The 26,292-nt window shown below is 57.4% G+C and carries 24 protein-coding genes; 15 read left to right on the top strand and 9 right to left on the bottom strand.

Translation table 11 applies throughout. From position 1 onward, the window contains the following. The first annotated feature begins 4 nt into the window (after positions 1 to 4). From K0O24_RS11965 to kynU, 3 genes are all read left to right on the top strand, one after another. The gene (locus tag K0O24_RS11965) at positions 5 to 1,006 is read left to right on the top strand and encodes an NAD(P)/FAD-dependent oxidoreductase (RefSeq protein WP_219892967.1); all 1,002 of its coding nucleotides are present in this window, start codon (positions 5 to 7) and stop codon (positions 1,004 to 1,006) included. Between the two features lie 143 nt (positions 1,007 to 1,149). Beyond that, a complete protein-coding gene (locus K0O24_RS11960) occupies positions 1,150 to 2,070 on the top strand; it encodes an alpha/beta hydrolase family protein (RefSeq protein WP_246610978.1) in 921 nt (306 codons plus the stop codon). Then, positions 2,071 to 3,306: a kynureninase gene (gene kynU / locus K0O24_RS11955; protein WP_219892966.1), complete on the top strand. Its 1,236-nt coding sequence runs from the start codon at positions 2,071 to 2,073 to the stop codon at positions 3,304 to 3,306. 221 nt (positions 3,307 to 3,527) lie between these two features. Here the strand turns inward: kynU and K0O24_RS11950 are convergent, their stop codons facing one another. Further along, on the bottom strand, positions 3,528 to 4,265 hold the full coding sequence (locus tag K0O24_RS11950; RefSeq protein ID WP_219895610.1) for a tyrosine-type recombinase/integrase: 738 nt from the start codon (positions 4,263 to 4,265) through the stop codon (positions 3,528 to 3,530). Between the two features lie 155 nt (positions 4,266 to 4,420). Here K0O24_RS11950 and K0O24_RS11945 point away from each other — a divergent pair, with 155 nt between their 5' ends. The 8 genes from K0O24_RS11945 (at position 4,421) to K0O24_RS11910 (ending at position 12,619) form a co-directional block, all read left to right on the top strand. Next, complete coding sequence (locus K0O24_RS11945) at positions 4,421 to 5,698, top strand: EAL domain-containing protein (protein ID WP_219892965.1); 1,278 nt, start codon at positions 4,421 to 4,423, stop codon at positions 5,696 to 5,698. Further along, positions 5,695 to 6,216 (top strand): Csu type fimbrial protein, encoded by a 522-nt coding sequence (locus tag K0O24_RS11940; RefSeq protein ID WP_219892964.1) that lies wholly within the window; start codon positions 5,695 to 5,697, stop codon positions 6,214 to 6,216. The genes K0O24_RS11945 and K0O24_RS11940 overlap by 4 nt, the downstream gene beginning before the upstream one ends. A 29-nt stretch (positions 6,217 to 6,245) precedes the next feature. Then, positions 6,246 to 6,758: a Csu type fimbrial protein gene (locus K0O24_RS11935; protein ID WP_219892963.1), complete on the top strand. Its 513-nt coding sequence runs from the start codon at positions 6,246 to 6,248 to the stop codon at positions 6,756 to 6,758. Between the two features lie 29 nt (positions 6,759 to 6,787). Beyond that, the gene (locus K0O24_RS11930; protein ID WP_219892962.1) at positions 6,788 to 7,366 is read left to right on the top strand and encodes a Csu type fimbrial protein; all 579 of its coding nucleotides are present in this window, start codon (positions 6,788 to 6,790) and stop codon (positions 7,364 to 7,366) included. Between the two features lie 150 nt (positions 7,367 to 7,516). Next, positions 7,517 to 8,230, top strand: coding sequence for a spore coat protein U domain-containing protein (locus tag K0O24_RS11925; protein ID WP_219892961.1), 714 nt, complete (start codon positions 7,517 to 7,519; stop codon positions 8,228 to 8,230). Positions 8,231 to 8,245: 15 nt separating this feature from the next. Then, positions 8,246 to 9,004 carry a fimbrial biogenesis chaperone gene (locus tag K0O24_RS11920; protein ID WP_219892960.1) on the top strand — a complete coding sequence of 253 codons (759 nt, stop codon included), beginning with the start codon at positions 8,246 to 8,248 and terminating at the stop codon, positions 9,002 to 9,004. A gap of 22 nt (positions 9,005 to 9,026) precedes the next feature. Beyond that, the gene (locus K0O24_RS11915) at positions 9,027 to 11,555 is read left to right on the top strand and encodes a fimbria/pilus outer membrane usher protein (RefSeq protein WP_219892959.1); all 2,529 of its coding nucleotides are present in this window, start codon (positions 9,027 to 9,029) and stop codon (positions 11,553 to 11,555) included. Then, positions 11,546 to 12,619 carry a spore coat protein U domain-containing protein gene (locus K0O24_RS11910; RefSeq protein ID WP_219892958.1) on the top strand — a complete coding sequence of 358 codons (1,074 nt, stop codon included), beginning with the start codon at positions 11,546 to 11,548 and terminating at the stop codon, positions 12,617 to 12,619. Before K0O24_RS11915 ends, K0O24_RS11910 begins: the two co-directional genes overlap by 10 nt. Before the next feature lie 4 nt (positions 12,620 to 12,623). Here the strand turns inward: K0O24_RS11910 and K0O24_RS11905 are convergent, their stop codons facing one another. The 8 genes from K0O24_RS11905 to K0O24_RS11870 all read right to left on the bottom strand — a co-directional run bounded on the left by K0O24_RS11905 (position 12,624) and on the right by K0O24_RS11870 (position 19,783). After that, on the bottom strand, positions 12,624 to 13,016 hold the full coding sequence (locus K0O24_RS11905; protein WP_219892957.1) for a DUF2493 domain-containing protein: 393 nt from the start codon (positions 13,014 to 13,016) through the stop codon (positions 12,624 to 12,626). Positions 13,017 to 13,159: 143 nt separating this feature from the next. Continuing rightward, positions 13,160 to 13,852 (bottom strand): phosphate regulon transcriptional regulator PhoB, encoded by a 693-nt coding sequence (gene phoB / locus K0O24_RS11900; protein ID WP_219892956.1) that lies wholly within the window; start codon positions 13,850 to 13,852, stop codon positions 13,160 to 13,162. Further along, the gene (phoU, locus tag K0O24_RS11895; protein WP_219892955.1) at positions 13,849 to 14,535 is read right to left on the bottom strand and encodes a phosphate signaling complex protein PhoU; all 687 of its coding nucleotides are present in this window, start codon (positions 14,533 to 14,535) and stop codon (positions 13,849 to 13,851) included. The genes phoB and phoU overlap by 4 nt, the downstream gene beginning before the upstream one ends. 11 nt (positions 14,536 to 14,546) lie before the next feature. Beyond that, on the bottom strand, positions 14,547 to 15,314 hold the full coding sequence (gene pstB, locus K0O24_RS11890) for a phosphate ABC transporter ATP-binding protein PstB (RefSeq protein ID WP_219892954.1): 768 nt from the start codon (positions 15,312 to 15,314) through the stop codon (positions 14,547 to 14,549). Positions 15,315 to 15,322: 8 nt separating this feature from the next. After that, positions 15,323 to 16,216 (bottom strand): phosphate ABC transporter permease PstA, encoded by an 894-nt coding sequence (gene pstA, locus K0O24_RS11885; protein WP_246610977.1) that lies wholly within the window; start codon positions 16,214 to 16,216, stop codon positions 15,323 to 15,325. Then, positions 16,209 to 17,585: a phosphate ABC transporter permease subunit PstC gene (gene pstC / locus K0O24_RS11880; RefSeq protein ID WP_219892953.1), complete on the bottom strand. Its 1,377-nt coding sequence runs from the start codon at positions 17,583 to 17,585 to the stop codon at positions 16,209 to 16,211. Before pstC ends, pstA begins: the two co-directional genes overlap by 8 nt. A gap of 36 nt (positions 17,586 to 17,621) precedes the next feature. Next, the gene (locus tag K0O24_RS11875; protein ID WP_219892952.1) at positions 17,622 to 18,668 is read right to left on the bottom strand and encodes a substrate-binding domain-containing protein; all 1,047 of its coding nucleotides are present in this window, start codon (positions 18,666 to 18,668) and stop codon (positions 17,622 to 17,624) included. 107 nt (positions 18,669 to 18,775) lie between these two features. Next, positions 18,776 to 19,783, bottom strand: a complete 1,008-nt coding sequence (locus K0O24_RS11870) for an ATP-binding protein (protein ID WP_219892951.1) — start codon at positions 19,781 to 19,783, stop codon at positions 18,776 to 18,778. A gap of 128 nt (positions 19,784 to 19,911) precedes the next feature. Here K0O24_RS11870 and K0O24_RS11865 point away from each other — a divergent pair, with 128 nt between their 5' ends. The 4 genes from K0O24_RS11865 (at position 19,912) to K0O24_RS11850 (ending at position 26,256) form a co-directional block, all read left to right on the top strand. Continuing rightward, on the top strand, positions 19,912 to 20,358 hold the full coding sequence (locus K0O24_RS11865; RefSeq protein ID WP_219892950.1) for a MarR family winged helix-turn-helix transcriptional regulator: 447 nt from the start codon (positions 19,912 to 19,914) through the stop codon (positions 20,356 to 20,358). Next, positions 20,351 to 21,421, top strand: coding sequence for an HlyD family secretion protein (locus K0O24_RS11860; RefSeq protein ID WP_219892949.1), 1,071 nt, complete (start codon positions 20,351 to 20,353; stop codon positions 21,419 to 21,421). The genes K0O24_RS11865 and K0O24_RS11860 overlap by 8 nt, the downstream gene beginning before the upstream one ends. After that, complete coding sequence (locus tag K0O24_RS11855; protein ID WP_219892948.1) at positions 21,408 to 22,970, top strand: DHA2 family efflux MFS transporter permease subunit; 1,563 nt, start codon at positions 21,408 to 21,410, stop codon at positions 22,968 to 22,970. The genes K0O24_RS11860 and K0O24_RS11855 overlap by 14 nt, the downstream gene beginning before the upstream one ends. Before the next feature lie 274 nt (positions 22,971 to 23,244). Then, positions 23,245 to 26,256 (top strand): TonB-dependent receptor, encoded by a 3,012-nt coding sequence (locus K0O24_RS11850; RefSeq protein ID WP_219892947.1) that lies wholly within the window; start codon positions 23,245 to 23,247, stop codon positions 26,254 to 26,256. The last annotated feature ends 36 nt before the right edge of the window (positions 26,257 to 26,292 follow it).

Raw genomic sequence — 26,292 nt, 5'->3', positions numbered from 1 at the left:
TTTCATGCGGATTGGCATTGTTGGTGCCGGCATGGCCGGCCTTTCCTGCGCAGATGCGCTCTCCCGGCGGGATCATGAGGTAATACTTTTTGACAAGGCACGCGGTGCGGGCGGCAGAATGTCCACCCGCCGACTTGAATGCGACGCGGGCACGATGTCATTCGATCATGGAGCCCAATATTTCACGGTAAGGGATCGGGAGTTTTCAAAGCTTGCAGCGGACTGGTCGTTGCGGACTGTCGCTGCGCCATGGCCAGAAGCCGGCGCTGACGCTTGGGTCGGATTGCCCGGAATGAATGCCGTGATCCGCGACATGGCTTCCCGGCATCGCGTTGAATACGGCTTTCTGGTCAAAGGATTATTCAGGGAACACAGCGGCTGGTGGATATCGGGCGAACACGGAACGCGCGGTCCTTTCGATACCATGGTGATCGCCACTCCATCGGAGCAAGCAGCACCGATGCTTTCGCTGCATGATTTCGCAATGGCACGCGCTGCTCTGGAGGCCCGGTCGCAGCCATGCTGGTCTGCGATGTTTGCATTCGCAAGCCGCCTTCCGTTTGCCAACAATATCCTGAAGGATTCCGGACCGATTGCCTGGGCTGCCAGAAACAATGCCAAGCCGGATCGCGGCGCTGCAGAATGCTGGGTCGTCCAGGCCAATCCAACCTGGTCTCGCGAACATCTGGAGGAAGATCCTGCCCGTATCGAGTCGGCGCTTCTAATTGCGCTGCAGAAGTCGATTGGTGCGACCTTGCCTGAAATAGTGTGCAGCGCCGCTCATCGCTGGAGATACGCGCTTTCGTCCGGCTCCGACAAGCGCGCCCTTTTTAACCCTGACATTGGCCTCGGCGTTTGCGGGGACTGGCTGATCGGGCCTCGCGTCGAATGTGCATGGCTGTCAGGCAAAGAGCTGGGTGATAGAATCGCTAACGAGAGCCTTGTTTGCGGCCCAGTAGAAACGGGAGATTTGGGAGCTTCCCTCCTTTTCCAGCAATCGTCCTGAGACTTTGCGCGCGCTCGATCCGGTTCTGCAAGGCTGTCGAGCAGAAAGAAACATCCAGCCCTTGCCAATTGGCGTATTAATTGGTGTCCTGTGCTGGTGAACGTCTTGCCAGCCCGGCACTAGCGAGAAGGATTGGCCCGCCCATGCGGATGAGAGTGCAAAAATGGCTGGCGGGGCTCTGTGCTACGTTTGTTTCGATTGCCGGCATAGGAGCAGCCAGCGGCGGGACGATGCAGTGGTCTGACCTGCTTGATCGGCCGCGACCCAAGGCTGACGTCAGGATAATCTATGGACCTGACCCGCTGCAGTTTGCCGACCTCTGGTTACCAAGGGGTAAGGCCCCCCACCCTGTTGTCCTCATGGTACACGGCGGGTGCTGGCAAACCGACATCGCCGATGCGAGCATCATGAATTACATCGCTGATGATCTTCGCACGCGCGGCATTGCAGTCTGGAATATCGAGTATCGCGGGGTCGACCGGAACGGTGGCGGCTTTCCGGGGACCTTTCTCGATGTGGCGGCAGCGGCCGATGCGCTCGGCAAACATGGTCCGCACTATCATCTCGAAACCGGACGGGTGGTGGCCTTTGGTCATTCGGCGGGAGGACATCTCGCGCTTTGGCTTGCGGCCCGAAGCCGGATTCCGAAGATGAGCCCATTGTTCCATGAAAGGCCACTTCCGATCGCTGCAGCCATCAGCATTGGCGGATTGCCCGACCTCGAAGCCGCCCAAAGTCCGCCGGGCGACACTTGTGATGCCGAACCCGTGCGAAAGCTTGTCGGAATGGCAAGCAATGAGCGGCCCAATGTCTATGTCGACACATCACCTGTGGCCATGTTCCCCTTTGGAACGCCTCAGATACTTGTGAATGCAACGCGCGACAGAATAGCGCCGCCAATCTTTGCGGAGAATTATGCCGCCAAGGCGAAACTGCATGGAACAGACGTGCGCCGCGTAACCGTGCCGGATGAAGGTCATGTTGAACTGATTGCACCAGGGACAGCCTCCTGGGCGGCCGAACTCGCCGAGATCCGCCGTGCGCTCGGACAGCCTGAAGACTAAATGGGGTCGACCGCCATAACCCTTGAGGACGCCCGGACGCTTGATCGGAGTGATCCCTTTCCCCATCGCAGGCAGAGTTTCTGCTTGCCGGATGGCGTCATCTACCTCGACGGCAATTCGCTCGGCGCTCTTCCTATCGCGACGCCGGGCATAGTGGCCGACACCGTCCAAGGCCAATGGGGGCGTTCGCTTATCAACAGCTGGAACGACCATGACTGGATCGGGGCTCCAGCCCGCATTGGCGACAAGATTGCGTCACTCATCGGAGCACACCCCGGTGAAGTGATCGTTGCGGATTCCACATCGGTCAACCTGTTCAAGCTGCTCACGGCACTCGTCCAGATGAATTCGGATCGCCGCGACGTCGTAACAGAAATGGGGAATTTCCCAACGGACCTGCATATCGCTGACGGGGTTGCAAAGATGTTCGGAAAGCGGCTTGTTGCGGTCCCATCCAATCAGATCGTTGAGGCGATCGGACCTGACACGGCAACAATTGTGCTTTGCCATGTGCACTATCGCACAGCCTTCCGTCATGACATCAAATCGGTCACGGAGCGGGCGCGCGCAGTTGGAGCACGCGTCATCTGGGACCTGAGCCATAGTATCGGTGCCGTTCCGCTTGACCTTCATGCCGACGGAGTCGAACTGGCCGTTGGCTGCGGCTATAAATATCTGAACGGCGGGCCTGGAGCGCCAGCCTTCCTCTATATCGCCAGGGACCTGCAACCGGAGATGATCTCTCCCATTCGCGGCTGGATGGGGCACGCAAACCCCTTTGCTTTTGACGATGCCTATGTGCCCGCGCCTGGTATTGACCGTTTCCTGGCGGGTACGCCCCCGATCCTCAGCCTTGCCGCGCTGGAAGCGGGCGTGGACCTCATGCTTGAAGTTGATCAGCATGCCCTGTTTGGTAAGTCACAGCGACTGTTCCAAATGTTTGCAGACCTGATGGCAGCGCGCTGTCCCGACTTTGCGCTGATTTCGCCAGACCGGGCCGAACACAGGGGCAGCCATATCGGCTTCGCCCACCCACAGGCCTCTGCCATCATGAATGCGCTGATCGCGCAGGGCGTGATTGGAGATTTTCGCGCCCCCGACGTTCTGCGCTTCGGCCTGACGCCGCTCTACATCCGTTTTGAAGATATCTGGCAGGCAGTGGACATCCTCGCAGGAATCATGGCATCGGGGACTTGGCGCCTTGCCCAACATGCCGAAATCAAGCGCGTGACCTAGGTTGGTTCCACCAAAACGGCACTAATATACGCATGCGGTAAGCATTCGGATGCGAATTTATATGTATTTTTACAAAAATACGCTAAACGTCCCAACAGCCTGTTCGTAAGCAAACCGGCATTAAGGGGATAACATCATGAAAACGCTCAACAATTTGTGTTACAAAATAACCAATATTGTATCATGAGGCAAGCGTTTTCTGTAACAAAGCCTCGGACTATTTAGCCGGAGCCCGCCGTTACTCCGGCAAGAGAATTCAGTCTTTCTGTCCTCCGGGAACCCTGAAAATTCAACGTAACCCTCTCTTTCACCACGGTTTTTTGATTGCTTTCTGATAGCCGAACCGGCGCAGGCGATCGCCCGCGCATGGCCGTTGAACTGCCCGTCTCATTTGTCTCAAACGCACGACCCCACATGCGTGCTGCGATGTCCCTTTCCTCCGGTCCCATCGCACTTGTGTAGATTGCAGTGGTCTTCATGTCGGCATGGCCAAGCCAGCGTTGCACCATATTGAGGGGCACGCCGGACTGGATCGCACTGACGCCAAAACCGTGCCGCAAGCCCTTGGGGCTCGCATGCGTTCCCGCGAGATGGGCCCGTTCCATCACTTCTCGCACCCGCCTGTAACCGGTCATGCGTGACCATGGCCATATCCGTTCGGTCATCTGGATTCTGCCTGTGCGGAGCACAATGCGCAGCGCGTGCAACAGGCCCGTTGGCACCGGAATTGACCGATAAATGTGGCGCCTTCTTTTCTTAAGGCACTCAAAAACAATAATTCTTTCTTCAAAATCGATATTGGCTGGCGTCAGCGCCAAGGCTTCCGAAATGCGGCAGCCGGTCACGGCGATCACCCAGCAGAAGCAATGAACTGCAGAGTCATCACGCCGCGCCTCCTGAAGAAAGCGGCGGGTTTCGGATTGGGTCAGATATTTCCGCTGACCATCGAGGTTGAACATTGTCCAGGACATGATTTGCTTGCGACCTTCGTCTTTGTCGGTGTGTGGATTGACCAAAAAAGACCGGGCGCTCGGGGCCTGGAAAGTGACTGATACACTTTTGGTTATTCCGTCTCAAGTCCGGAATTTGATTCGGGCTTGGGGAGTTCTCTTCTATGGGAATGAAGGCGGTCAGGATGGAACGCGAAGACGCGTTTGGCGAGAAGGGCGTTGCCCCTTGCGACGCCGAGCGCGCCCGTGTTCCTGCCGAATCCGGACTCGCCCTGCACATCCTCAATCTTGACGAGATTGCAGCAGCCTATGGCCAAGGTGCGGCTGTAGCCGCTGCCAATCACGTCGAATGCTTTCTGAATTTTGAGTTACGTGACCAGGATGCACTTGGTTCGGCGGAATATGTGCTCCGCCAGCTGAGCGAGATCCCGGTTGCGTATGACGGCCAGCGCTTTCACCTTTTCGTATCGCTTGCTCCCACGGGTGGCACGGAAAACTGCGCACACAAGGTCTCGCCGACCGTTCACGGCAATCCAGCGTTCCCTGACGACGCTTGGTGTCGGCGCTACCGCGCAGATATGGCGTTGGCCGTCAACCTTTTCGAAGCCATGACGGAGGACCGGCTGGTCCTTGCCTGGCAGCCTGTTGGCGCGTCGCAAAATCCCGCGACAACCCTTTACCACGAATGCCTGATCCGCGCCGAGCCTTCGGGGCCAGACGCGCCAAATGCTTTGGCAGAGTCGGCCGCAGCGTCGGTTGGCGCGCTTGAGCGCCTTGGTCTGATCCGCGCGCTTGATCGCCATGTGATGGCCAGGGCTATCGAGGAGCTGCGCAATGAAGCCCTGATCTCACTGGGCGTCAATGTCTCTGCATTGAGCCTGACCGACGATTTCTGGTGGACTGAGATACTTGCCGACCTGGAGCAATCTCCAAGAATCGCCCGTCGGCTCTTCATTGAGGTGACCGAGACAGCCCAACCAGGTTCGGTGGCGGAGGCGGTCAGCTTTCTGAGGCGTCTGCGAAGGCTCGGTTGCAAGATCGCACTGGATGATTTTGGGGTTGGTCATGCGGCCATCCGGTCCATTCTCACTCTGGCGCCTGATGTTGTGAAGATCGACGGATACTTCATTCACAATGCCAGGACAGCGCCGCTTGGGCCCAAGGCGCTGGAGCACATGATCGGACTTGCGGCGAGTTTTGGCGCCACAGTCATTGTCGAAGGCATTGAGTGCGCAAGCGATGCGCAGATCGCAACCGAAGCCGGCGCGCTATGGTTGCAGGGATATCATTGTGGACGCCCCACAGTGTCGCGCCCCTGGCGACTCAAGGTCCCTGCCCGGATGACCACAAGCGGCATCAGCCTTTCAAATGGCGCTGCAGGCAGGCGTGTCGAACTCTCGCAGCGTGCGGTCGGCACGCATTTCTCAGGAAGCATGCAATGAACTGGAAGAGCACGATCCCGAAATCCGCTGCCATATGCGCGGCTGCCCTTGGCACCCTGTCATTTGCGGTGCCGGCCCATGCGGGCACATCACCGCCCGCTTCGGTCGCTGTCACGCTGGTCATTGACAATAGCTGCACATTCAATGGGTCCGGCACACTGGATTTTGGTACCCGGATCACGGGTACGGCAACGTCCAACATTGATGCTGCCTCCACCGGGCTGACGGTCACGTGCGCCGGGGCATCGCCGACGTCGACCATCAATGTGGACGGCGGGAATAATTTGAGCGGTACCCAGCGGCGATTGCGTGTCGGGGCCACAACCACCTATGTCCCCTACGACCTTTACCAGGATGCGGGTCGCACGACCAAATTCGACCCGACCATTTTTCAGAGCATCCCGGGGGGGCTTCCCGCGGGGACATCTACGTTCACGCTCTATGGCCGGATTCCACTCGGGACGTTCATGCCGATTGGCACCTATGCGGATGCCGTCAAGGCCACCGTCACATTTTGAGACCCTGCGGGGAAAATAGGAGGAAGACTATGAAAAGACAGATTATTTCCGGGCTTGCTGCTGTCGCCGCAATGGCTTCGGTCACTCCGGCGTTCGCCGGCACGGCAAGTGGAACCCTGACATCGACGTTGAACGTCGTGACCACATGCACGATTGGCGCTGGCGGCGGAAATGCCCTGCTCGATTTTGGTACGGTACCTGCCCAGACGCTGACGTCTCCCCTAGATGCTGATACCGGTGCCACACTGCAGATTAATTGTGATGGCAGCGCATCCTCACCAACGCTCGCAATTGGCGCGTCGGCAAATCTTGTGAGCGGCTCTCGCGCGCTGAAAGCCACCGTAGGTGGCGTCGATCGCTTCATTCCTTATGCTCTTTTCAAAGATGCAGGACGTACAACGCCATTTCCGATTAACACGCCCGTGACAATTCCAGCCCTCACGGCAGGGGCGAACACAGAAGTGATTTATGGCCGTATACCTACGGGCACGATTGATCAGGGCACCTACACCGACGTTGTCCCGCTAACGGTCACGTTCTGATCTTCGACCGGGGGATGGGGAGATTGCACATGCGTAATCTGCTGATTGTTGGAGCAGTCGGGCTTTTCGGCATGACGTCTCAGGCTTTTGCCGGGACGGCATCCGGGACGCTCGACGTCACCATGACTGTCGCCAACAATTGCACCCTTGCGAGCGGCGGTGGCAAAGAACCGAACAACTTGGCGGGCGGCAGTGCCGGAAGCAACGGCGTGCTGGATTTCGGTAATCAGGATTCAGGTATCAACCGCTCACCAATCGATGGATCGACTGCCGGCGGGTTCGGCGCCGATATTGTGCTCAACTGCACCGGTAGCACACTGTCTCCCCAAATCTCGTTTGATGCGGGCGCCAATGCCCTTGGGAACCAGCGGCGACTGGCTAGTACCACGGCAGATTCGACGAGTTTTGTGGAATACAACATCTACATCGATTCCGGACGCGCGAACCCCCTGCTGCCAAATCAATTCTATGACCTGGTTCCGGATGCGCTTCCCAGCGGCCTCAATGGCGGAAGAAACGATATCCAAGTCTATGGCCGAGTTGCTGAGGGTCAGGATCTCAAAGAAGGCACCTATGGTGACTCCTTGCGCTTGCAGGTCAACTACTGACCCGATTGCGCCGGTGAACCAGCCGTTTGCCTGAAGCATCACCTCCAAACAGGTCTTTTTGGATTGGAGTGGCCACGATCAGACCATTGGGAGCGGGAAAAGGCGATGCAAACGGCAAAAGAAGAGAGACAGCACCCAAGGTTTGAGGACATGATTGCATCAAGAATCCAATTCCGGCTGCCGTCAGATCTGGCGAAGCCCGGGCAATTGGCTCTTGGAGCAAACCGCTTGGCCATCCGTGCTTTGGCCTCGGCAGTCGCCTGTGTTCTGCCGTTCGTTCCGCTCCCGGCCAGTGCCCAGGCTGTCCTTTCCGGCGGACTCACTGTCCAAATGCAGGTGGGCAGCCGAACGACCAGCACCGGCCCCCAGACGAATGGCGGCGCGCAAACGCTCGGCGCCAATACGACCGACTGCACCGCCAGCACAGTTCCGATGAATTTCGGCAGGATCACCCTCACCAGCGCTGGCGGCTTTCCAAGGGGCCCGGGCGGGCAAGTGCTGAACATTGATGCCGACGGGAAAGTTTTGATTACCTGCAGGCCGGCCGGAAATCCAAATGGGCCCGGCACAAGTTCGGTTGGCATTCAGCTGAGCAGCAGCCACCCATTGGGGCCCCAATACCTGATGACCTTGAACAATTCTGCTTCGACCCAAGGTATCACTTACAATGTCTACAAAAACCCCAGCCGCACAAGTGGCGTACAATTTCTACCAAGTGATACGGTCACTGCGACGGTTCAAGCAGACAGCACTCAGGACATTACCAGCGTCGACTTGTATGGCCGTGTTGGTGTTCCGCTTTTTTCGAATGGTATTCCCGCCGGAACTTATCGCGACTTTTTGACTGTTAATCTATTTTTCTGACGAATTGAACACTTCATGACTTTTAAACCAAATTCGGCTGTCCGTTGCTTTGCCAAGGCAACGCTCTTTGCCGCCGTAACCTCCACGGCATTTGCGCCATCCTTTGCCGCCTCGCTCACCTTCAGCCCTGTCGGTGTCGATGTGCAGGGGCCGGCCAAGGCTGGGAATATGAGCCTGATCAACAACAGCGATGTGCCAACCCGCGTCCAGATCCGTATCTTCAAATGGACGCAGGTGGACGGGAAGGACGTGCTTGAACCCACGCGCGACGTTGTCGCCAGCCCGCCCGTCGCCCTGATCCCGCCGGGCGCCAAATACACGCTGCGCGTCGCGCGGGTTGCCCCCGCGCCCGTCGCTGGGGAAGAGAGTTATCGCCTGCTGATCGACGAGCTTCCGCCGCCAATCGATCCGCGTACCGGATCAAGCGGCGTTCAGTTGCTGCTTCGCGCCTCCATCCCGGCCTTTTTCAGCGATGCGGCAGCGAAGCCCAGTGTGGAATGGCGCGTCTGGAACGAAGGCGGCAAGCTCCACGTCCGCGCCAGCAACAAGGGCAATCTTCACCTCAAGCTAACGGACTTCACAGTCGACGGGCCATCGGGTTCGACCAAGATCTCTGCAACCGGATCGGGGGCCTATGTCCTGACCGGATCGACCCTGACCTATGAATCGGAACCGGGCGCGCCGACATATCCAGTCGGCACGCAGGTGACCGTCAGTGCGGCCAAGGGCACGCCATTTGCCGTGCGCCAGCAAGTTGCGATTTCGACCCCCTGAGAGACAGAGCGGGGGAATTGACATGGTGCGTCGGCTCAGGCTCCTGTCGACAGCTTTGGGCACAATGGCAGGTTCCGCCTTGCCGGGTGGCGCAGCTGTTGCTGCAACACCGCGCCTGCCGATCGATCCCGCCGCATTCAGCGATGACAGCCTGGCCTATCCACCGCCCCGTCTGGATTATGATCCGGATGTTCTGGGCATGGCCTGCGCGCCCGGTGCGTCCGGCTGCCTTGATGTTGTTGCGTCGAACAACCTTGTCGCGGCCAGCGACGTACCGGAGACACCCGGAACCGGGACACAGGTTCTGGCCCTCTCTCCAAGCGTGAATGACGAAGCGCAAAGCGAAATCTTTGCCGTGCAGCGGAGTGAAACCGGGGCATTCAGCATCACGGCCGCCGATTTGAGGTCTGCCCGCATCAAGGTGCCGTCGAACATACCGGATGCAGACTATGTCGCATTGTCGAGCCTGCCGGGTGTTACCGCAAGATATGACGAAGCCAGCCAGGGCCTTGCACTCGACGTGCCGGATCCGTTGCGCGTGCCGCTGGAACTTGCCGTCACAAAGCCGCGAGACAAGGTCGACCTCTCGAAACTGAGCACGCAGCCAAACGTTCAGCTCAACTACAGGCTGCTTGCGAGTAGCGCACTCTCCGGCGTTGGCAGGGACACGCTCGACGGGGATGCGGTCCTGGTCGTGTCCAACCGCTTTGCGCAACTGGTCAACAGCGCGACATTCGGAACGGGGGTCGGCTTTGTCCGTGGAGAGACTGTTGCGCGTCTCGAAGACCCTTACAAGGTGCGCACCTATGCCTTGGGGGACGTGATCACAGGCGCGGTGGGCTTTTCGGACGCGGTGCGGCTTGGCGGGTTTCAGGTCCAGAGCAATTTCCAGCAACGACCGGACATTTTCCGCGGTCCGCTTCCCCAGTTCGCGGCGAGCGCTGCCCTGCCCTCCGCAGTCGATCTCTATGTGGACAGCCTGAAGGTGTTTTCCACCAATGTCCCGCGTGGACCATTCGTCCTGCAGTCCCTGCCCCAACTGAGTGGCCGGACGTTGAGTGTGGTCACGACAGACCTTTCAGGCCGTCAAACGCGCATTTCAAAGCCCTATTATTATGCGCCAGGCCTGCTGCGACATGGGGTTTCCGAATACTCGTTCGAGCTCGGCTTTCCGCGGCTCGGTGGCTCCAGCACATTGGGGAATTATCTCGACTTCCTGGCAACATCCGCGGCGGTGCGATACGGGCTGACCGACCGGTTCACGATTGAGGGACATGCCGAGGCCGGTGGCGGACTGATCAACGGCGGAGGCGGCTTTGCTGCGGCGCTCGGCTATTTCGGTTCACTCAACGGATCGCTCAGCGCGAGCCGCTTCAAGGGGAAGGATGGCGCACGGGCGACGCTTGACTATCAGGTCGGCCTGGGCGGGATCAGTGGCTTTGCCTCGATCGTGCGGGAATTCGGGACGTACACCACGCTGGGCGATGTTACCACGATCCGGGGCTTGAGTGTGTCTCCCGCCGGTTTTCAATTGCGGCGGGCCAAGGAAAGCATCGATCGTGCGGGTATCTTTTTCCAGCTTCCGTTCGATCCGACGACGATCGACCTTGCCTACAACCGGTTGAACCTTGGCTTTGGAAAGACCCGCACGGCCAGTGCCGGCTTCACGCGCAGGATCAATGATCGCCTGTCACTCAACGGCACCATGCTTGTCGACCTCGAACGGAACAATGCGATCTCGGCACGGATCAATCTCAACATCCGGCTCGGATCCTTTGCAACGGCAACCGTCGGGGGCGATCATGTTCCGGGGCGCAACACTTACGCTGTGACAGTCAATGGGTTCAATGCGGGGCGACAGAATCAGCTTGGCTATTCGCTCTCGCAACGCGGAGACGATGAGGGCAATGCGACGCGTTCGGGCCGCCTCGACTATCGCCTTCCCCAGGTCCTGCTTTCAACGTCCATCGACCAGAGCCGCGGAAATGTTCGCGGGCAGCTTGCGGCAGAAGGCGCAATCCTGTTTGCCGACAAGCGCCTTTTCCCGGCCAACCGTATCGGGGAGAGTTTTGCCCTCATCAAGAATGCGGGACCGGGAGCCGAAATCCTCCAGAACGGCCGGCGCATTGCGCGGTCTGACAAGAACGGCAACGCATTGCTGCCTGAACTCGAAGCCTTTGATGAAACACGCATCAGCCTGGACCCGACACGGCTGCCGACCGATTTCGAAGCGCGCAATGGAACAGAATTCAATATCGTGACGTCGCGGCGCAACGGCGCCCTGATCGACTTTGGGGTTCGAAAGGTCTTTGCAGGGATTGTCGTGATCGTCGACAAGGACGGCAAGCCGTTTCCGCCTGGCACACAGGTTCTGCGGGATGGCTTCGATCCTGAAGTCATGGGCTATGATGGCGAAGTCTTTCTGCGCGATCTCAAGCCAATCAACGAAATCACGATCGACCGCGGCGAAGCCGGCCTTTGCAAGGGCAGTTTCGCCTATGCGGAAAAGGATGCCGAACAGCCAAGAATAGGGCCAGTGACATGCCAGTAAACCTCTCCCAGACTCGACACTTCACTCGTCTGCTTATTTCGGTCTTGCTTGCCGTAACGCTTCTTGTCGGGGGAATTGTCCTGCCTGCCCCGGCGCGGGCAGCGCCCACGGACAATTGGCAATGCACTCCCGAACTGGAAGCGCTTCTGCCCGTGGCGCTATCGGCAAATACCCCCGCGGGTCAGCGAACCGACAAGCGGACGATTTCGCTCAACTGCACATTCGATGTCACAAATCGCGGCAATGCGCTGGTCACCCTTTGCCTCTCCGCTCCCTTGGGTAACAACCCGGATGGCGTTACCCGGCAAGCCCGCAGCGTGGTCGGCAATACACGCGTTCACTATGCCCTGACTGCAGAGCCTGGCAATGTTCCAAACGTCCAGCCGCAGGTCCTTGACGCGCTCACCCCGGCGCTCAAACCACTCTACAGTGTCATGATCCAGACCAATGGGCCAGGCCAGCAGACGTTCCGACATCAGTTCAAGCTGGTGACGGAGTTTGAGGCATTGACCAGAAGAGGCCTGGATGCAGGCGACTATGGCGATTTGTTGAGCGGCTTTGTGGTGTCGATTCATCAGGGCGGAAATTGCGGACCAGTCCTGTGGGGTCCGCCAAACAACGCGATAGGCGAACTTGCCAACCTGCCAATTGCAGCAAGACTGGCGCCACAATGTGATTTCCTGATCAATCGGAAGCTCGACTTTGGCACCACTTCGGTCTCGGTTGCCGGTCAGAACGCTGATGGCTTGATTACGTTGTCCTGCCTCACCAACCTGCCGAATGTCACGATCTCAATGGGCACAGGTAACAATCCAGCGACGAGTGGTGGCCCGGTCACGCGCCAGATGCGCAGAAGCGATGGCGCCGCCACGATTCCCTATCTGATATTGAAACCCGATGGTACGGAATGGAGTCAGTCCGGCTCGATCATCCCCGGCACCCCTCTGGATGTGCCTGGCATCGAAGGCATGTCCGTTCCGATTTCAGGTCTCATCCCGCAAGGCACGCCCCTGCCGCCCACTGGAAACTATAGCGACGCTGTGATCATCATGCTGAGTTTCTAGGGATTCAGGCTGCTACCAGTTCCAGCGATGTCTCGATCTCGCTACGTGTCGCCAATGCTTCTACATGGAGCGTCTTGATGCCGATATCCTTGGCGCGCGCGAGCAGCCTTTTGGTCCGGGCGCCGCCCGGAAACGCGAGCAGACCATCCGGTCGGCCATCTTCGAGCATGAAATCATCCCGCTCGACGTCACCCCGCTTTCCAAGCGAAAAGTTTGCGGGATAACGGACCAGACGCACAGCATTGCGTCGCGCCCAGCTTTCGGCAGCGCTGCCCAATGCCGGAAGTCCTCCATGGATGAGGACAGTGACTGGATTTTCAGCATGGAGTTGCGCAAGCGCATTTTCCACCATCAGTTGATCGTCAAAGTGACGGCCACCACAAACAAGCAATCGCATTACATCCCCCAGCCCGGCTTTTGTCCGGTCCTGCTCTCCAGTTACGCGGACAACCCGGTTTGCGCCAAAATGGATGCAAACTGTTGTAACTGACGACGAACGGCGCGCTTTGAGCAGTTCACCAACGAAGGCGAATGTGGAGTCTATTTATCGAGATCAAGTGCGTAGCCAGCTGATCGCACGGTTCTGATCAAGTCGGGCATACCCGGCAAGTTCACGGCCTTGCGAAGACGCCGGATATGGACGTCGACTGTTCGCAGTTCGATATCACTGTCCATGCCCCAGACGGCATCAAGAAGGCGTTCGCGCGAAAATACGCGCCCCGGGTGCTCGAGGAAATGACGGAGCAGCCTGAACTCTGTTGGTCCCAACTGGAGCAGATGCCCTGCCCGGCGGGCCTTGTGCGCAACCGTATCCAGTTCCAGATCTCCATAGGCCAGCAATTGGCCTGCCAGCGCAGGACGCATCCGACGCAGGATTGCGGCGACTCGGGCAACGAGCTCCCGCGGCGAAAAGGGCTTGGTGACATAATCATCAGCCCCGGTTTCCAGACCGCGGATACGATCTTCTTCTTCGCCGCGCGCTGTCAGCATGATGATTGGAACATTGGCTGTATCGGTAGCGCGGCGCAGGCGCCTGCAGACTTCGATGCCGGACAGGCCTTCGATCATCCAATCCAGCAAGACAATGTCTGGGGGCGCTTCTCTCGACAGTAGCAACGCTTCTTCGCCGTCCGGCGTGCGGACAACGTCATAACCTTCCTGCTCGAAATGCCACTGAAGCAGCTCAGCGAGCGCCGTGTCGTCTTCGACGAGCAACAGGCGAGGCTTGCTCATGCCGGTCCGCCGGTGCCCCGTTCGCGCTCGGCCGGATGCGTTCCAGTTGCTGCATAATGGACCATTTCGGCAATGTTGGTTGCGTGATCCCCAATGCGCTCGAGGTTCTTGGCAACGAACAGCAATTGCGCAGCGCTTGAGATGGTTGTGGGGTTTTCCATCATGTGTGAAACAAGGTTACGAAAGATGCTGTCGTAGAAATTGTCGACCTTCTGATCACGGGCAATCACATCCGCGGCCTTCTCGGCATTGCGCGCTGCATAGGCATCCAGCACATCATGAACCATCGATGCCGCAATGTCTGACATTGCCGGCAACAGGGTCAACGGTTCGATCTTTGAACGCCCTTCGACGGCTGCCGATCGCTTTGCGATATTCTTGGCATAATCGCCGATCCGTTCGACGACGCCGGAAATCTTGAGCGCCGCTACCACCTCGCGTAAATCGTCTGCCATCGGCGCACGCAGCGCAATGATCTTGACCGCGAGTTGATCAACTTCGGCTTCGAGCGCGTCGATCTTGCGATCATCCTCGACCACCTTTTGCGCGGCGGCACTGTCGTGGCGGACCAAGGCTGCCATTGCGCCCTGGATTGCGACTTCGGCAAGGCCCCCCATCTGCGCGATAAGCCCGCGCAGCTGGCTGATGTCGTCGTCAAAAGACTTGACGGTATGTTCATTCATGACATGCGCTCCTAGCCGTAGCGTCCGGTGATATAATCCTTGGTGCGTGTTTCACGCGGATTGGTGAAAATATCCGAGGTCGCTCCATACTCGACCAGATTTCCAAGATGGAAGAATGCCGTCCTCTGTGAAACGCGCGCAGCCTGCTGCATCGAGTGGGTCACGATGACGATGGCATAGCGGCCGCGCAAATCATCGATCAGTTCTTCGATGCGCGCTGTTGCAATTGGATCCAGCGCGGAACAAGGTTCGTCCATCAGGATTACTTCGGGATCAACCGCGATGGCGCGAGCAATGCAAAGGCGCTGCTGCTGCCCACCCGAAAGTGCTGTTCCACTCTCACTCAGGCGGTCCTTGACCTCTTCCCACAAGCCAGCACGCTTGAGCGATGTTTCGACTATACCATCGAGTTCGCTCTTGTTCGCAGTCAAGCCGTGGATGCGCGGGCCATAAGCAACATTCTCGTAGATCGACTTGGGAAAGGGATTGGGCTTCTGGAACACCATCCCTACCCGGGCACGCAACTGCACCACGTCCATTCCGGACGTGTAGATGTCTTCGCCGTCCAGCGTGATTGTTCCTTCGAAGCGGCAGCTCGCAATTGTATCATTCATACGATTGAGAGCCCGAAGAAAGGTCGATTTCCCGCAGCCTGAGGGACCGATAAAGGCCGTCACATGCTCGGTTGCGATATCGATCGAAACAGAGTCGATCGCTTTCTTGTCGCCATAGTAAACCGACACATCGCGCGCGGTCATCTTGAGGGTTTGTTCTGACATGTCTTGGTTTACCAGCGTTGTTCGAAGCGATTGCGGAGGTAGATGGCGATCCCGTTCATCGCGATCAGGAAGACGAGAAGGACAATGATTGCCGCTGATGTATTCTGGACGAAACCAGAATCCACTTCATCAGACCAGAGAAAAATCTGCATGGGAAGCACAGTTGCCGGCGCAACAATGCTGTCCGGAGGTGTCGCGACAAACGCCCTCATGCCTATCATCAGAAGCGGAGCGGTTTCGCCCAAGGCTCGTGCCATGCCGATAATCGTACCGGTAAGAATGCCCGGCAAAGCGAGAGGAAGCACGTGATGGAAGACCACCTGCACCCTGCTTGCGCCAATGGCGAGGGCAGCATCCCGGATCGATGGCGGCACGGCCTTGATCGCGTTACGCCCCGCAATGACGATGACCGGCATTGTCATCAGCGCAAGCGTCATGCCGCCAACCAGCGGCGCTGATCGAGGTAACTGGAAAGCGTTGATGAAGACGGCGAGACCGAGGAGGCCAAAAATGATCGACGGAACGGCAGCCAGATTGTTGATGGAGACTTCGACGACGTCGACCCAGCGGTTCCTCGGCGCAAATTCCTCAAGATAGACAGCAGCAAGCACGCCCATTGGGAACGACAGGGCAAGTGTTACGGCCATCGTCAGCAGGGAACCCTTGAAGGCACCCCAGATACCAGCTGTCTCAGGATCCGTTGAGTCAGAGTTCGAGAGGAAGGACACGTCGATCCCCCCGACGCCATTGGCAACCATTGTTATTATAAGAAATGCCAGGAATGACAGCGACATCACGATCGCCGCAATCCCGACCCATTTGAACCGTCGCTCCGACGCATAGCGCCTGGCGAGCTTGCGGCTCATTTCCGGGCTTTGCCAAAGGGAGGAATGATCAGTCATAGGCCTCCCGGAAGCGCTTGACGACCCTCAGCGCAACGATGTTGAGCAGCAAGGTGACAACAAATAGCACAAGGCCCAAGGCAAAAGCGGACATTGTCTTGGGCGTATTGAAATCCTGGTCCCCGGTGAGGAGCGCGACGATCTGGAACGTCACGGTTGTCATGCTCGCAAAGGGATTGGCCGAGAGGTTGGCGGCCGCACCGGCAGCCATCACCACAATCATGGTTTCGCCAATGGCGCGGCTGATCGCAAGCATTACACCGGCAACAATGCCGGGAAGGGCTGCGGGTACAAGGACGCGCTTGATTGTCTCCGATGTCGTCGCACCCATGGCCAGTGAGCCGTCGCGCATTGCCTGCGGCACCGCTGCAATGCTGTCATCGGCCATTGAAGAGACGAAAGGAATGATCATGACGCCCATGACAAGTCCTGCTGCAAGAGCACTTTCAGTCGAAGGGTTTTCCATGCCCAATTTCACAGCAAGATCCCGGACGAGCGGCGCGACGGTCAGGGCAGCAAAATAACCATAGACGACCGTCGGAACCCCGGCGAGGATCTCAAGCAGCGGTTTTACCCAGGCACGAAGCCGCGCATCCGCATATTGCGTCAGGAAAATCGCACTCATCAGCCCCAAAGGAATTGCGACAATCATTGCGATGATCGCGCCAATGAAGATTGTTCCCCAAAAGAGCGGGATCGCACCAAAATTTTCGCCCAGATCGGGACCGCCTTCAGCTGTCGGGTTCCAGTGAAGGCCAAACAGGAAATCAATAGGCGAGATTGCAGAAAAGAAGCGTCCAGATTCAACGATCAGAGACGCGACGATCCCGAACGTGGTAAGCACCGCCATCAGCGAGGCAAGCAGCAACACCATCATGGTCACGCGCTCGACCTTCGTCCGCGCCTTGAACCCGACTTTGACCCGCGTAAAAGCGAATGCACCACAAGCGAAAGCAACGACAAGCGTCAGAGCTGCGCCCATCATGCCAAATTTCGCATCTGCCACCTTGAAGGCAGGGACAAGAGCATCCGATGCCGGATTAAAGCCCGCCTCGATGTCTCCGCGCGCCAGTTGGGCAGCTTCCGAGAGTATCGCGTCCCTGTCGATCGCTTCGGCAGGCAGTGTTTTCGCCGCGGGATCACTCATCACCGCCGAATTGATCAGCCGCGGTGATACAGACGACCAGAGAGCAAGGGCCATCAAGGCCGGCAGAATCGCCCACAGCGCAACATAGGTTCCGTGATAGCGCGGAAGTGAGTGAAGCTGGCGGCTGCCGGGCGTAGCGAGACTCGCGGCCTTTGCCCGCGAGACGAGCCAGCCGACCAATCCCAATCCAAGGACGATCAAGATCAGGACGGATGATGACATCAGCGTTTCTGGATCCAGCTCAGCTGCGCTTGGCTGCTATTTCAGACTCGCGGGGTCGAGCAAAGTCATCGACTTGACGATCTCGGCATTTTTTGCCCGCACATCTTCGGGTGAAATCACCATGCCCTTTTTCTTGAGATACCCATCAGGGCCCCATGCTGAAGCAAACTCCATGGCGAATTCCTTCAGTCCCCTGATCGACTTGAGATGGGCTGCCTTGATGTAGACATAGAGCGGGCGTGCGCCCGGATAAGAAAAGTCTGAAATTGCGGCATAAGTCGGGACGACGCCCGAGATCGCAATGCCTTTCAGCTTGTCCATATTCTCTTCAAGGAAACTGAAGCCAAAAATGCCAATGACGTTCGGATTTGCGGCAAGTTTCTGAACAATCAGATTGTCGTTCTCGCCCTGTTCGACATAGGCCCCGTCGGTCCGGATGCTGGTACAAATTGCCTTGTGCTGATCCTTGTCGCTGTCTTTCAGGGCCTTCATTGCCGGATCGGTATCACAGCCCTTTTCGAGGATCAGTTCTGCGAGCGCATCACGTGTACCGGATGTCTTTGGCGGGCCGTAGACGCTGATCGGCAACGCAGGAAGCGCCGGATTTACGTCCTTCCATGTCTTGCTGGTATTCGGCTTTCCAAAGGGCTTCTCGGCAAGAGCCTTGTAGATATCCAGCGGGGTCAACGCCAGGCCGGGTCCGCCATTGCCTTCTGCAAAGGCGATGCCGTCGAGGCCAACCTGGACCTCAACAATATCCTTCACGCCGTTCTTTGCGCAATCCTCATATTCGGATTTCTTGATGCGACGCGACGCATTTTCCATGTCAGGAAATTTTACGCCGACACCGGCACAGAAAAGCTTCATGCCAGCGCCAGTCCCGGTCGATTCAATGATAGGCGACTTGAATCCGGCATTTGCCTTTGTGAAAGCCTCGGCCACTGCCGTACTGAAAGGATAGACCGTCGAAGATCCCACTGCGCGAATCTGCTCCCGCGCACCGCCAGTGGTGCCACCGCCGCCGCAAGCTGTCAGTGCCGCCGTTCCAAGAAGAATAGTGGAAATCCGAGCAAATTTGGTCATCAAAAAATCCCTGGTTTGAGGCAACAGCCTGATCAATGAAGGCGCACTAGGCCGGTTTCATGCAACCATTGTTGCAGTTTGATGACTCTTTTATGACAGTCGTCAAATCAGGCGGACGGAAACCGAATTTTCACCTCTGTGCCAACCCCAAGAGTGCTGTTGATATCGAGCTGTCCTCTGTGACGCGCCACGATGTGCTTGACAATTGCCAGACCCAGGCCTGTCCCGCCCGCATCCCTGCTCCGGCTTGGGTCTACACGGTAAAAGCGTTCGGTCAGCCGCGGCAAATGTTCCGGGGCAATGCCGGCGCCCGTGTCGGTGACAATCAGGTCCACATTCCCGCCATCTTGTCGCACATGCACCAAAACGGGATCGCTTGCTCCGCCGTGGCGGATCGCATTTTCAACAAGGTTCCGGACAAGCTGCGACAATTGCCCGGCGTCTCCGGGCAAATGGGCATGCAAAGCCGACTCTGATGCCATGACTGCCATTGTCGCGTCATGCGACGCATTGATATCCGCCACGGCGATCCGAGCAATCTGGGCAAGATCAACGGTTTCGTCCGGGCGATCATGTCTCACGGCTTCAATCCGGGACAAGGACATCAAATCATCGACGAGTTGTTGCATCCGTCGCGCTTCACGCTCCACAATGCCCAGGAAGCGCGCGCGTGTTGCCGAATCTCCACCGGCCTGAGGTTCCATAAGCGTTTCGACATAGCCCAGAATGGCAGCGAGCGGCGTTCGCAGTTCATGACTGGCATTTGCGACAAAGTCGGTGTGTGCGCGGGAAACATCGGATTGGGCGCTGAGGTCGCGAAGTTCAACCAGCCGCCAATCCCTGTCAAGCGCCTGCACCGAGAGGGCCCAAACGCTTGATGGTGATGACAGGCCCTCAATAGAAACTGTTCCACCCTGGCGTCCGGCCAATAGCGAAACAGCCAGCGGATGGCGGATCGCAATGCGCACATCTTCACCAACGATATGTTCACCCAACAGCGCCTTTGCAGAAGCATTTGCCATCGCAACGCGTTCCCCCGAGACCAGAAGCAACGGCATGGTGATATGTTCTACCAGCAGTCGCACATCTGAATTGAGTTGGAATTTCTCGAGCATGGGGGGTTGCAATAGTGGTCCAACTGATTGCTGACCAGTCTCTCTCGAACAGGTAGCCTACATTCCAAGAGTTACATGTCGCAATGAATATGCTTGACTATAATAAGTATAGTTATTATCTGCACGCTATGAGCGATAATCTTGGACAAGTCCTGTCGGATGTCTCCCGGCTTCTCCGCCGCGCCTTCGATGAACGGGCGCGCGGAATTGGTGTCACGCGCCCCCAATGGCAAGTTCTGACGATGCTGGCCCGGCACGAGGGGATCAATCAGGGCGGTCTTGCCGAATTGCTCGATGTTGAACCTATTACATTGTGCCGGATGGTTGATCGCCTGCAGGAAGCCGGCTTGGTCGAACGACGCCCCGACCCCACAGACCGGCGAGCCTGGCTGCTTTTTCTGGCCGACAAGGCCGGCGGATTGTTGGATGAACTGCGCCCGCTGGGCCTGAACCTTTTTGAAGAGGCCATGAATGGCCTAGATGATGCGGAACGCGAGGCATTGTTGAACATGCTCAAGCGCATGCGCGCCAACCTGTCCCGTCGCCCTGCTCCGGAGTTTGCCGCACATGGCTGAGGCTGACGCACATATCGTCCTTGAAGACGTCATCCCCATTGACGAGCCGAAGGCCCCCAGCCGCTGGCGCCGCCTGGGCCTCATGATTTCGATTCCGCTTCTGCTTATCGGCGGCGGCGTTACCTACTTCGTGTTGAACGATCACTATGTCAGCACAGACAATGCCTATGTCCAGCAGGACAAGGTGTCAGTGAGCGCGGAAGTTGGCGGACGGATAGTCGAGGTCACAGCCAAGGAAAACCAGTACGTCAAGGCAGGGGACCTCCTGTTCCGTATCGATCCGGAACCCTACCGCATTGCAGTGGCGCAAGCAGATGCGACCATCGCTGCGGCTCAGGTGCGCCGCGTCGGGATGGAAACGACATTTCAGGTCACCGGCAACGACATTGAAAGCGCCCGGGAAGACATCGCCTTTTATGAAAAGGAATATCGCCGTCAGTCCGAGTTGATGGAGCGTGGCTTCACAACGAAGGCCCGCCTGCAAGCAGCCGAACATGATCTGAGCGATGCACGCAGCAAGCTTGCAGACGCAGAAGGTGCTGCCCTACGCGCTCGAGCATCCCTGGCGTCGGGATCCGCGGCGCCCGGACAGGATCCAGCCATTGTTGCAGGCAATGTGCAGCGGCAAAAGGCTCTGCTCGATCTGGCACGGACCGAAGTGCGCGCGCCGATTTCAGGCAAGATCAGTCAGGCAGACCGGTTGCAGGTTGGCCAGATGATGGTCACCGGCCTGCCTGCGGTCAGTATTGTCGCAAGCGAGCGGCCGTGGATTGAAGCAAACTTCAAGGAAACCGATCTCAAGAATATGCGCATCGGGCAACCGGCCGAAATCACGTTCGACGCCTATCCGGACCTGAAACTTCGCGGCCATGTGGCCAGCATTGGTGCAGGCACCGGATCGGAGTTTTCCGTTCTGCCCGCCCAGAATGCGACGGGCAACTGGGTCAAGGTCACGCAAAGAGTTCCTGTGCGCATCGCATTTGACGAAAAACCGACCCGGACGATGATTGCCGGCCTCTCCACACATGTGAGGATCGACACAGGGCACAATGGCAAGCAATAGCCTACCGGATGATCGTCCGGCACTTGAGGTCGCCCATCGCGGCCTTCTGACGATCGGTGTGTTGATGGCCATGATCGTCTACATGCTCGACGCGACCATCGCGAACGTTGCCCTGCCGCATATGCAGGCCAGCCTTGGGGCAACTTTCGACACGATAACCTGGGTCCTGACAAGCTATATTATCGCCTTGGCTGTCGCGACTCCCATTACCGGGTGGCTTTCGGATCGCATCGGTTCACGCAATCTGTTCCTGATCGCTGTCGGGGGCTTCGTCCTCGCGTCCATGGCATGCGGCGCTTCGGTAAATCTGGAGGAAATGGTCCTGTTTCGCTTCATTCAGGGCGTCATGGGAGCATTTATCGGCCCGCTGTCGCAAACAGCGATGCTCGATATCAATCCGCCGTCACGTCAAGCACGGTCAATGTCCGTCTGGGGGATGGGTATCATGATTGCACCGATCATGGGTCCGATCATTGGAGGCTGGTTGACCGAAAGCTACAATTGGCGCTGGGTCTTCTACGTCAATCTTCCCGTCGGGCTCCTTGCATTTGGGCTGCTGTGGCTTTTCTTGCCGAGCCGCCCGATATCGCGGCGAAGTTTCGATCTTTTCGGATTTGGAGTGCTTGCGATTGCGCTCAGTGCACTGCAACTCATGCTTGATCGGGGAACCGACCAGGATTGGTTTGAGTCCATGGAAATCTGGATCGAAGCGATCATTGCAGCGTCTGCAATCTGGATCTTTTCAGTCCATCTCTTCACGAGACGCAACACGATCATCGACGCTGCACTCCTGAAGAACTCGAACATGGCAACCGCCCTGGTCTTCCAGCTCATTATCGGGCTGATGATGATGGCTGTCATGGCTTTGATGCCGCCAATGCTGCAGCGTGTTTACGGCTATGACGTGCTCGATACCGGCGTCCTCCTTGCGCCACGGGGCATTGGTATCCTTGTCGCGATGTTCATTTCCTCCCGCCTGATCAACAAGCTCGATCCCCGCTACATCATCATGACGGGCCTCACGATCGCTTCGATATCCATGTGGCAAATGACGCGCTGGTCGCTGGTCATGGACAGCACCCCCATTGTCGTATCGGGCATTTTCCAAGGGCTTGGTATGGGATTGTGTTTCATGCCGGTAAACTCGATGGCCTTTTCGACCCTGGACACGCGTTACAGGACGGAAGGTGCCAGCATTCTCAACCTGTTCCGAAGTCTTGGTGGTAGCGTTGGCATCTCAATCGTGACGGCGGTCCTTGGGATGAATGTCCAGACCAGCCATGCCGATCTTTCGTCGCATATTACCTCGTCCAGCATGTCTGCCGTTGACCCCGCGACCGCCGATCGCTTCGGGGTTGTTGGCGAAACCGCGATGGCCATGGTCAATGCCGAAGTAAATCGTCAGGCCTTGATGATTGCCTATCTCGATGATTTCAAGCTGATCATGTATGTTCTCTTTTGCGCCTTGCCCATCATCCTGATGATGCGCCCCCCGAAAACGATGAGTTTTTCAGCACCGCAAAGCACGGCTGATTCAGTCGGCCACTGATAACACCTTTTACTACGTATCAATTTTTTGAACTGGCTCTCGAGCGAAGCTATCGCTGCGCCAATGTAAAGCACTTGACCCGCATGGATCGATGGCACTGTTCTACATTTCAGAATATAAGATATAATCTTCAGAATAGAGTATAAACTATTCTAAATTATGCGTTTTTATTTCATTTTGAGGCATTGACGCCTATCTAATTTACCCGCAGATTGCCCGGGCAGATGCAGTCGGCACGACGTCAATCGTCGGCCCCACCTCGGGAGATGGATGAATGAGAAAGCTTGAATTCGTTTGCGCAACCGCAATGGCTTTGTTGGCAGCCAATCCGGCAGTTGCGCAAAATGCGCCACAGGCCGCAGATGATGCCTCCGCAGAAGGCATCACGGACATCGTCGTGACGGCGCAAAGACAATCGGAAAGCTTGCAGGCTGTACCGATTGCGGTATCCGCCTTTACGGCGGAAGCGCTTGAAGCCCAGCAGATCGAAAACGCAAGCGACCTCCAGCTCACGTTGCCGAACGTCACTTTCTCAAAAGGCAATTTTACAGGTTCGAGCTTTACGATCCGGGGAATAGGCGATCTCTGCGTCGGCATTACATGTGATTCCGCGACCGCCATCCACGTCAATGGATCCCCGCTGATCGGCACACGTCTTTTCGAAACCGAATATTTCGACCTGGAGCGAATCGAAGTGTTGCGCGGGCCGCAAGGAACGCTCTTTGGCCGGAATGCCACATCCGGCGTTGTCAACTTCATTACCGCCAAGCCCGACCTGACAGGCCTAAAAGTCGGCGGCGATGCGGAATATGGTAATTTCAATGCTTACAAGCTCAAGGGCTTCGTGAACATTCCGGTGGGAGAAACCATTGGCGTCCGGCTTGCTGGCTTCTACCAGAAGCGGGACGGATACACACGAAACCTCTTCGACAACAGCCGCATCGATGGCCGCAAACAATATGGCATTCGAGGCTCGCTGCGTTGGCAACCGACGGACACCACCACGGTTGACCTGATGGGGTATTATTTTCATGAGCGCGATGATCGCCTTCGCAGCCAGAAACAGCTATGCCAGCGAGATCCGACCGGTGTGCTTGGATGTCTCAACAATCGCCGCGATGCCGGTCTGACCAATGCGAACTCCACGTTCTTCGGCGTCCTGGCATCACGTGAGTTTCTCGCGTTTCAAGGGATCCCTTCAGCCTTTGGACTTGGCAGCATCTACGGCCCGGATACAAATGCCGGCTCCACACTCCCCTCAAGTGTCCGGCAGGTCAGGACAGATTTCAATCCCGAGTATTTCACCGAGGAAGAACAATATCAGGCCCGGATTGAGCAGCAGATCGGATCGTTCAAGCTGCAACTGACCGGGCTTTATCATCGCACCGATGTGGATTCCCGACAGGATCCGACCCTGAGCGTTGCAAACAGGGCAACCTATGCGACAGCACTGAACACGCTGGCGGCGGCTGCCGCGGGCGCAATACCGGGGTTCCCTATTCCCGCTTCCTATTTCAGCCCGATTGCCGCGGCCCTGACGCCGAATGGGCCGAATGGGCAGCTTTGCACGTCCGATACCGAGACAACCGGCACGGGCGCCTTTGGAGGTCACCGCATCTGCGCCGCATCGCCCCTTGAGATTGATCGATCCAATGGCAAGAACCGGGACTATTCCGCAGAAGCGATCCTGACGAGCAATTTTGACGGGCGGTTCAACTTCCTTCTCGGCGGCATCTATGTTGATTCAAAGACCACAGATGGCGATTATTATGTGAATGCCTTCGGGATTGATTATGTTTCCGGTTTGTTAGGATCGTTCACATCGGCAGGCGCAGGGCTGCCGCCGAGCTATCTCGGGCCACCATTCTTCCGAAATGCAACCCCCAACTTCAGACTGAAATCTTATGGCCTTTTCGGGGAAGCCTATGTCGACATTACCGACAAGCTCAAGCTGACAGCAGGTTTACGATACAACAATGACAGGAAATCTGTCACGGCCCGGTCTACGCTCGTCAGCTTCCTCATCCCGTATAATGCGACCAGCGCTTTCTCTTCGCCCTTTGCTGTCACATTTGACGCCGATCCCGGCCGGCCCGGAAATCAGCCGTTTCAAGTGCGGAACGTCAAATTTGGGGAAGTCACGGGCCGAGCTGTGCTCGACTACAAGTTCGACGACGATCATCTGCTCTACGCATCCTATTCGCGCGGATACAAATCGGGCGGCATCAACCCACCGCTGCAGCCTGTTTTCGCGGTAGCGGAGAGTTTCAAGCCCGAATTTGTCGATGCGTTCGAGATCGGCTCCAAGAATACGTTCGCCAATGGCGCCTTCCGGTTCAATCTCACCGGATTCTACTATAAGTACAAATCGCTCCAGCTCAGCAGGATCGTTGCCAGAACGTCGGTCAATGACAACGTCGATGCCGACATTTACGGCCTCGAAGTAGAAGCCATCATCAAGCCCAGCCGGTCGCTCCTTGTGAACATGGGCTTCAGCTATCTGCACACCAAGGTCGCAACCGACAAATTCCTCGGCAATCCGCGTGACCCGTCCGGCGGGCGCTCCGACAGCGTGATCATCAAGGACATTACCAATGGATCGAACTGCGCCGTGCGACCAAATGTTGCCGGCAATAGAGCGGGCGCAAACGCCTTCGTCGCGACGGTCAATTCCAACGTGATCAACGCGATTACAGCAAGCAGGCCCGGCGCGGGCGGCGTCAATTCGGCGCCGCTTCAGGCACCGACCGCCTTCCCCGCCGACAGTGGCATTGGCTCGACCGGAGCATTCAGCGTTTGCCAGATTCTTGATCTCGGTGCGCGAGGCCAGATCGCGGCGCTCAATCCCGCATTTGCTCCGCTCCAGACAGTCCTGAATTCGTTTGGCAGCTTCACCGTCGAAAATTCGGGCATTCCGGTAAACATCAAAGGGAACAAGTTGCCTCAGGCACCGAACTACAAATTCTCGGTTGGTGCGCAATACACTGCCGAATTTGCCAACGGCATGACACTCGTTCCTCGGGCGGACCTCACATATACCGGTGACAGCTTTGGCAACATTTTCAACGGCCCGATCAACAAGGTGAAGGGGTATTCCCAGATCAACGCGCAAGTTCAGTTGAATGGCCGGGATGATCGTTGGTACATTCGCGGCTTCGTCCAGAATCTGGCAAACAACAATGCCACAACCGGCCTTTATGTCGCCGACCAGTCGCAAGGATTGTTCACGAACGTTTTCACATTGGAACCCCGCCGATACGGGATTGGTGCCGGGTTCAAATTCTGACCCGACTTTCTGTGAGCCGAGTCGGGCGGCGTTGGA

The sequence above is a fragment of the Aquisediminimonas profunda genome (assembly GCF_019443285.1).
Classification (GTDB): domain Bacteria; phylum Pseudomonadota; class Alphaproteobacteria; order Sphingomonadales; family Sphingomonadaceae; genus Aquisediminimonas; species Aquisediminimonas profunda.
The sequence above is the reverse complement of the archived record's forward strand: the minus strand, read 5'-3'. Positions and strand labels throughout refer to the sequence as shown.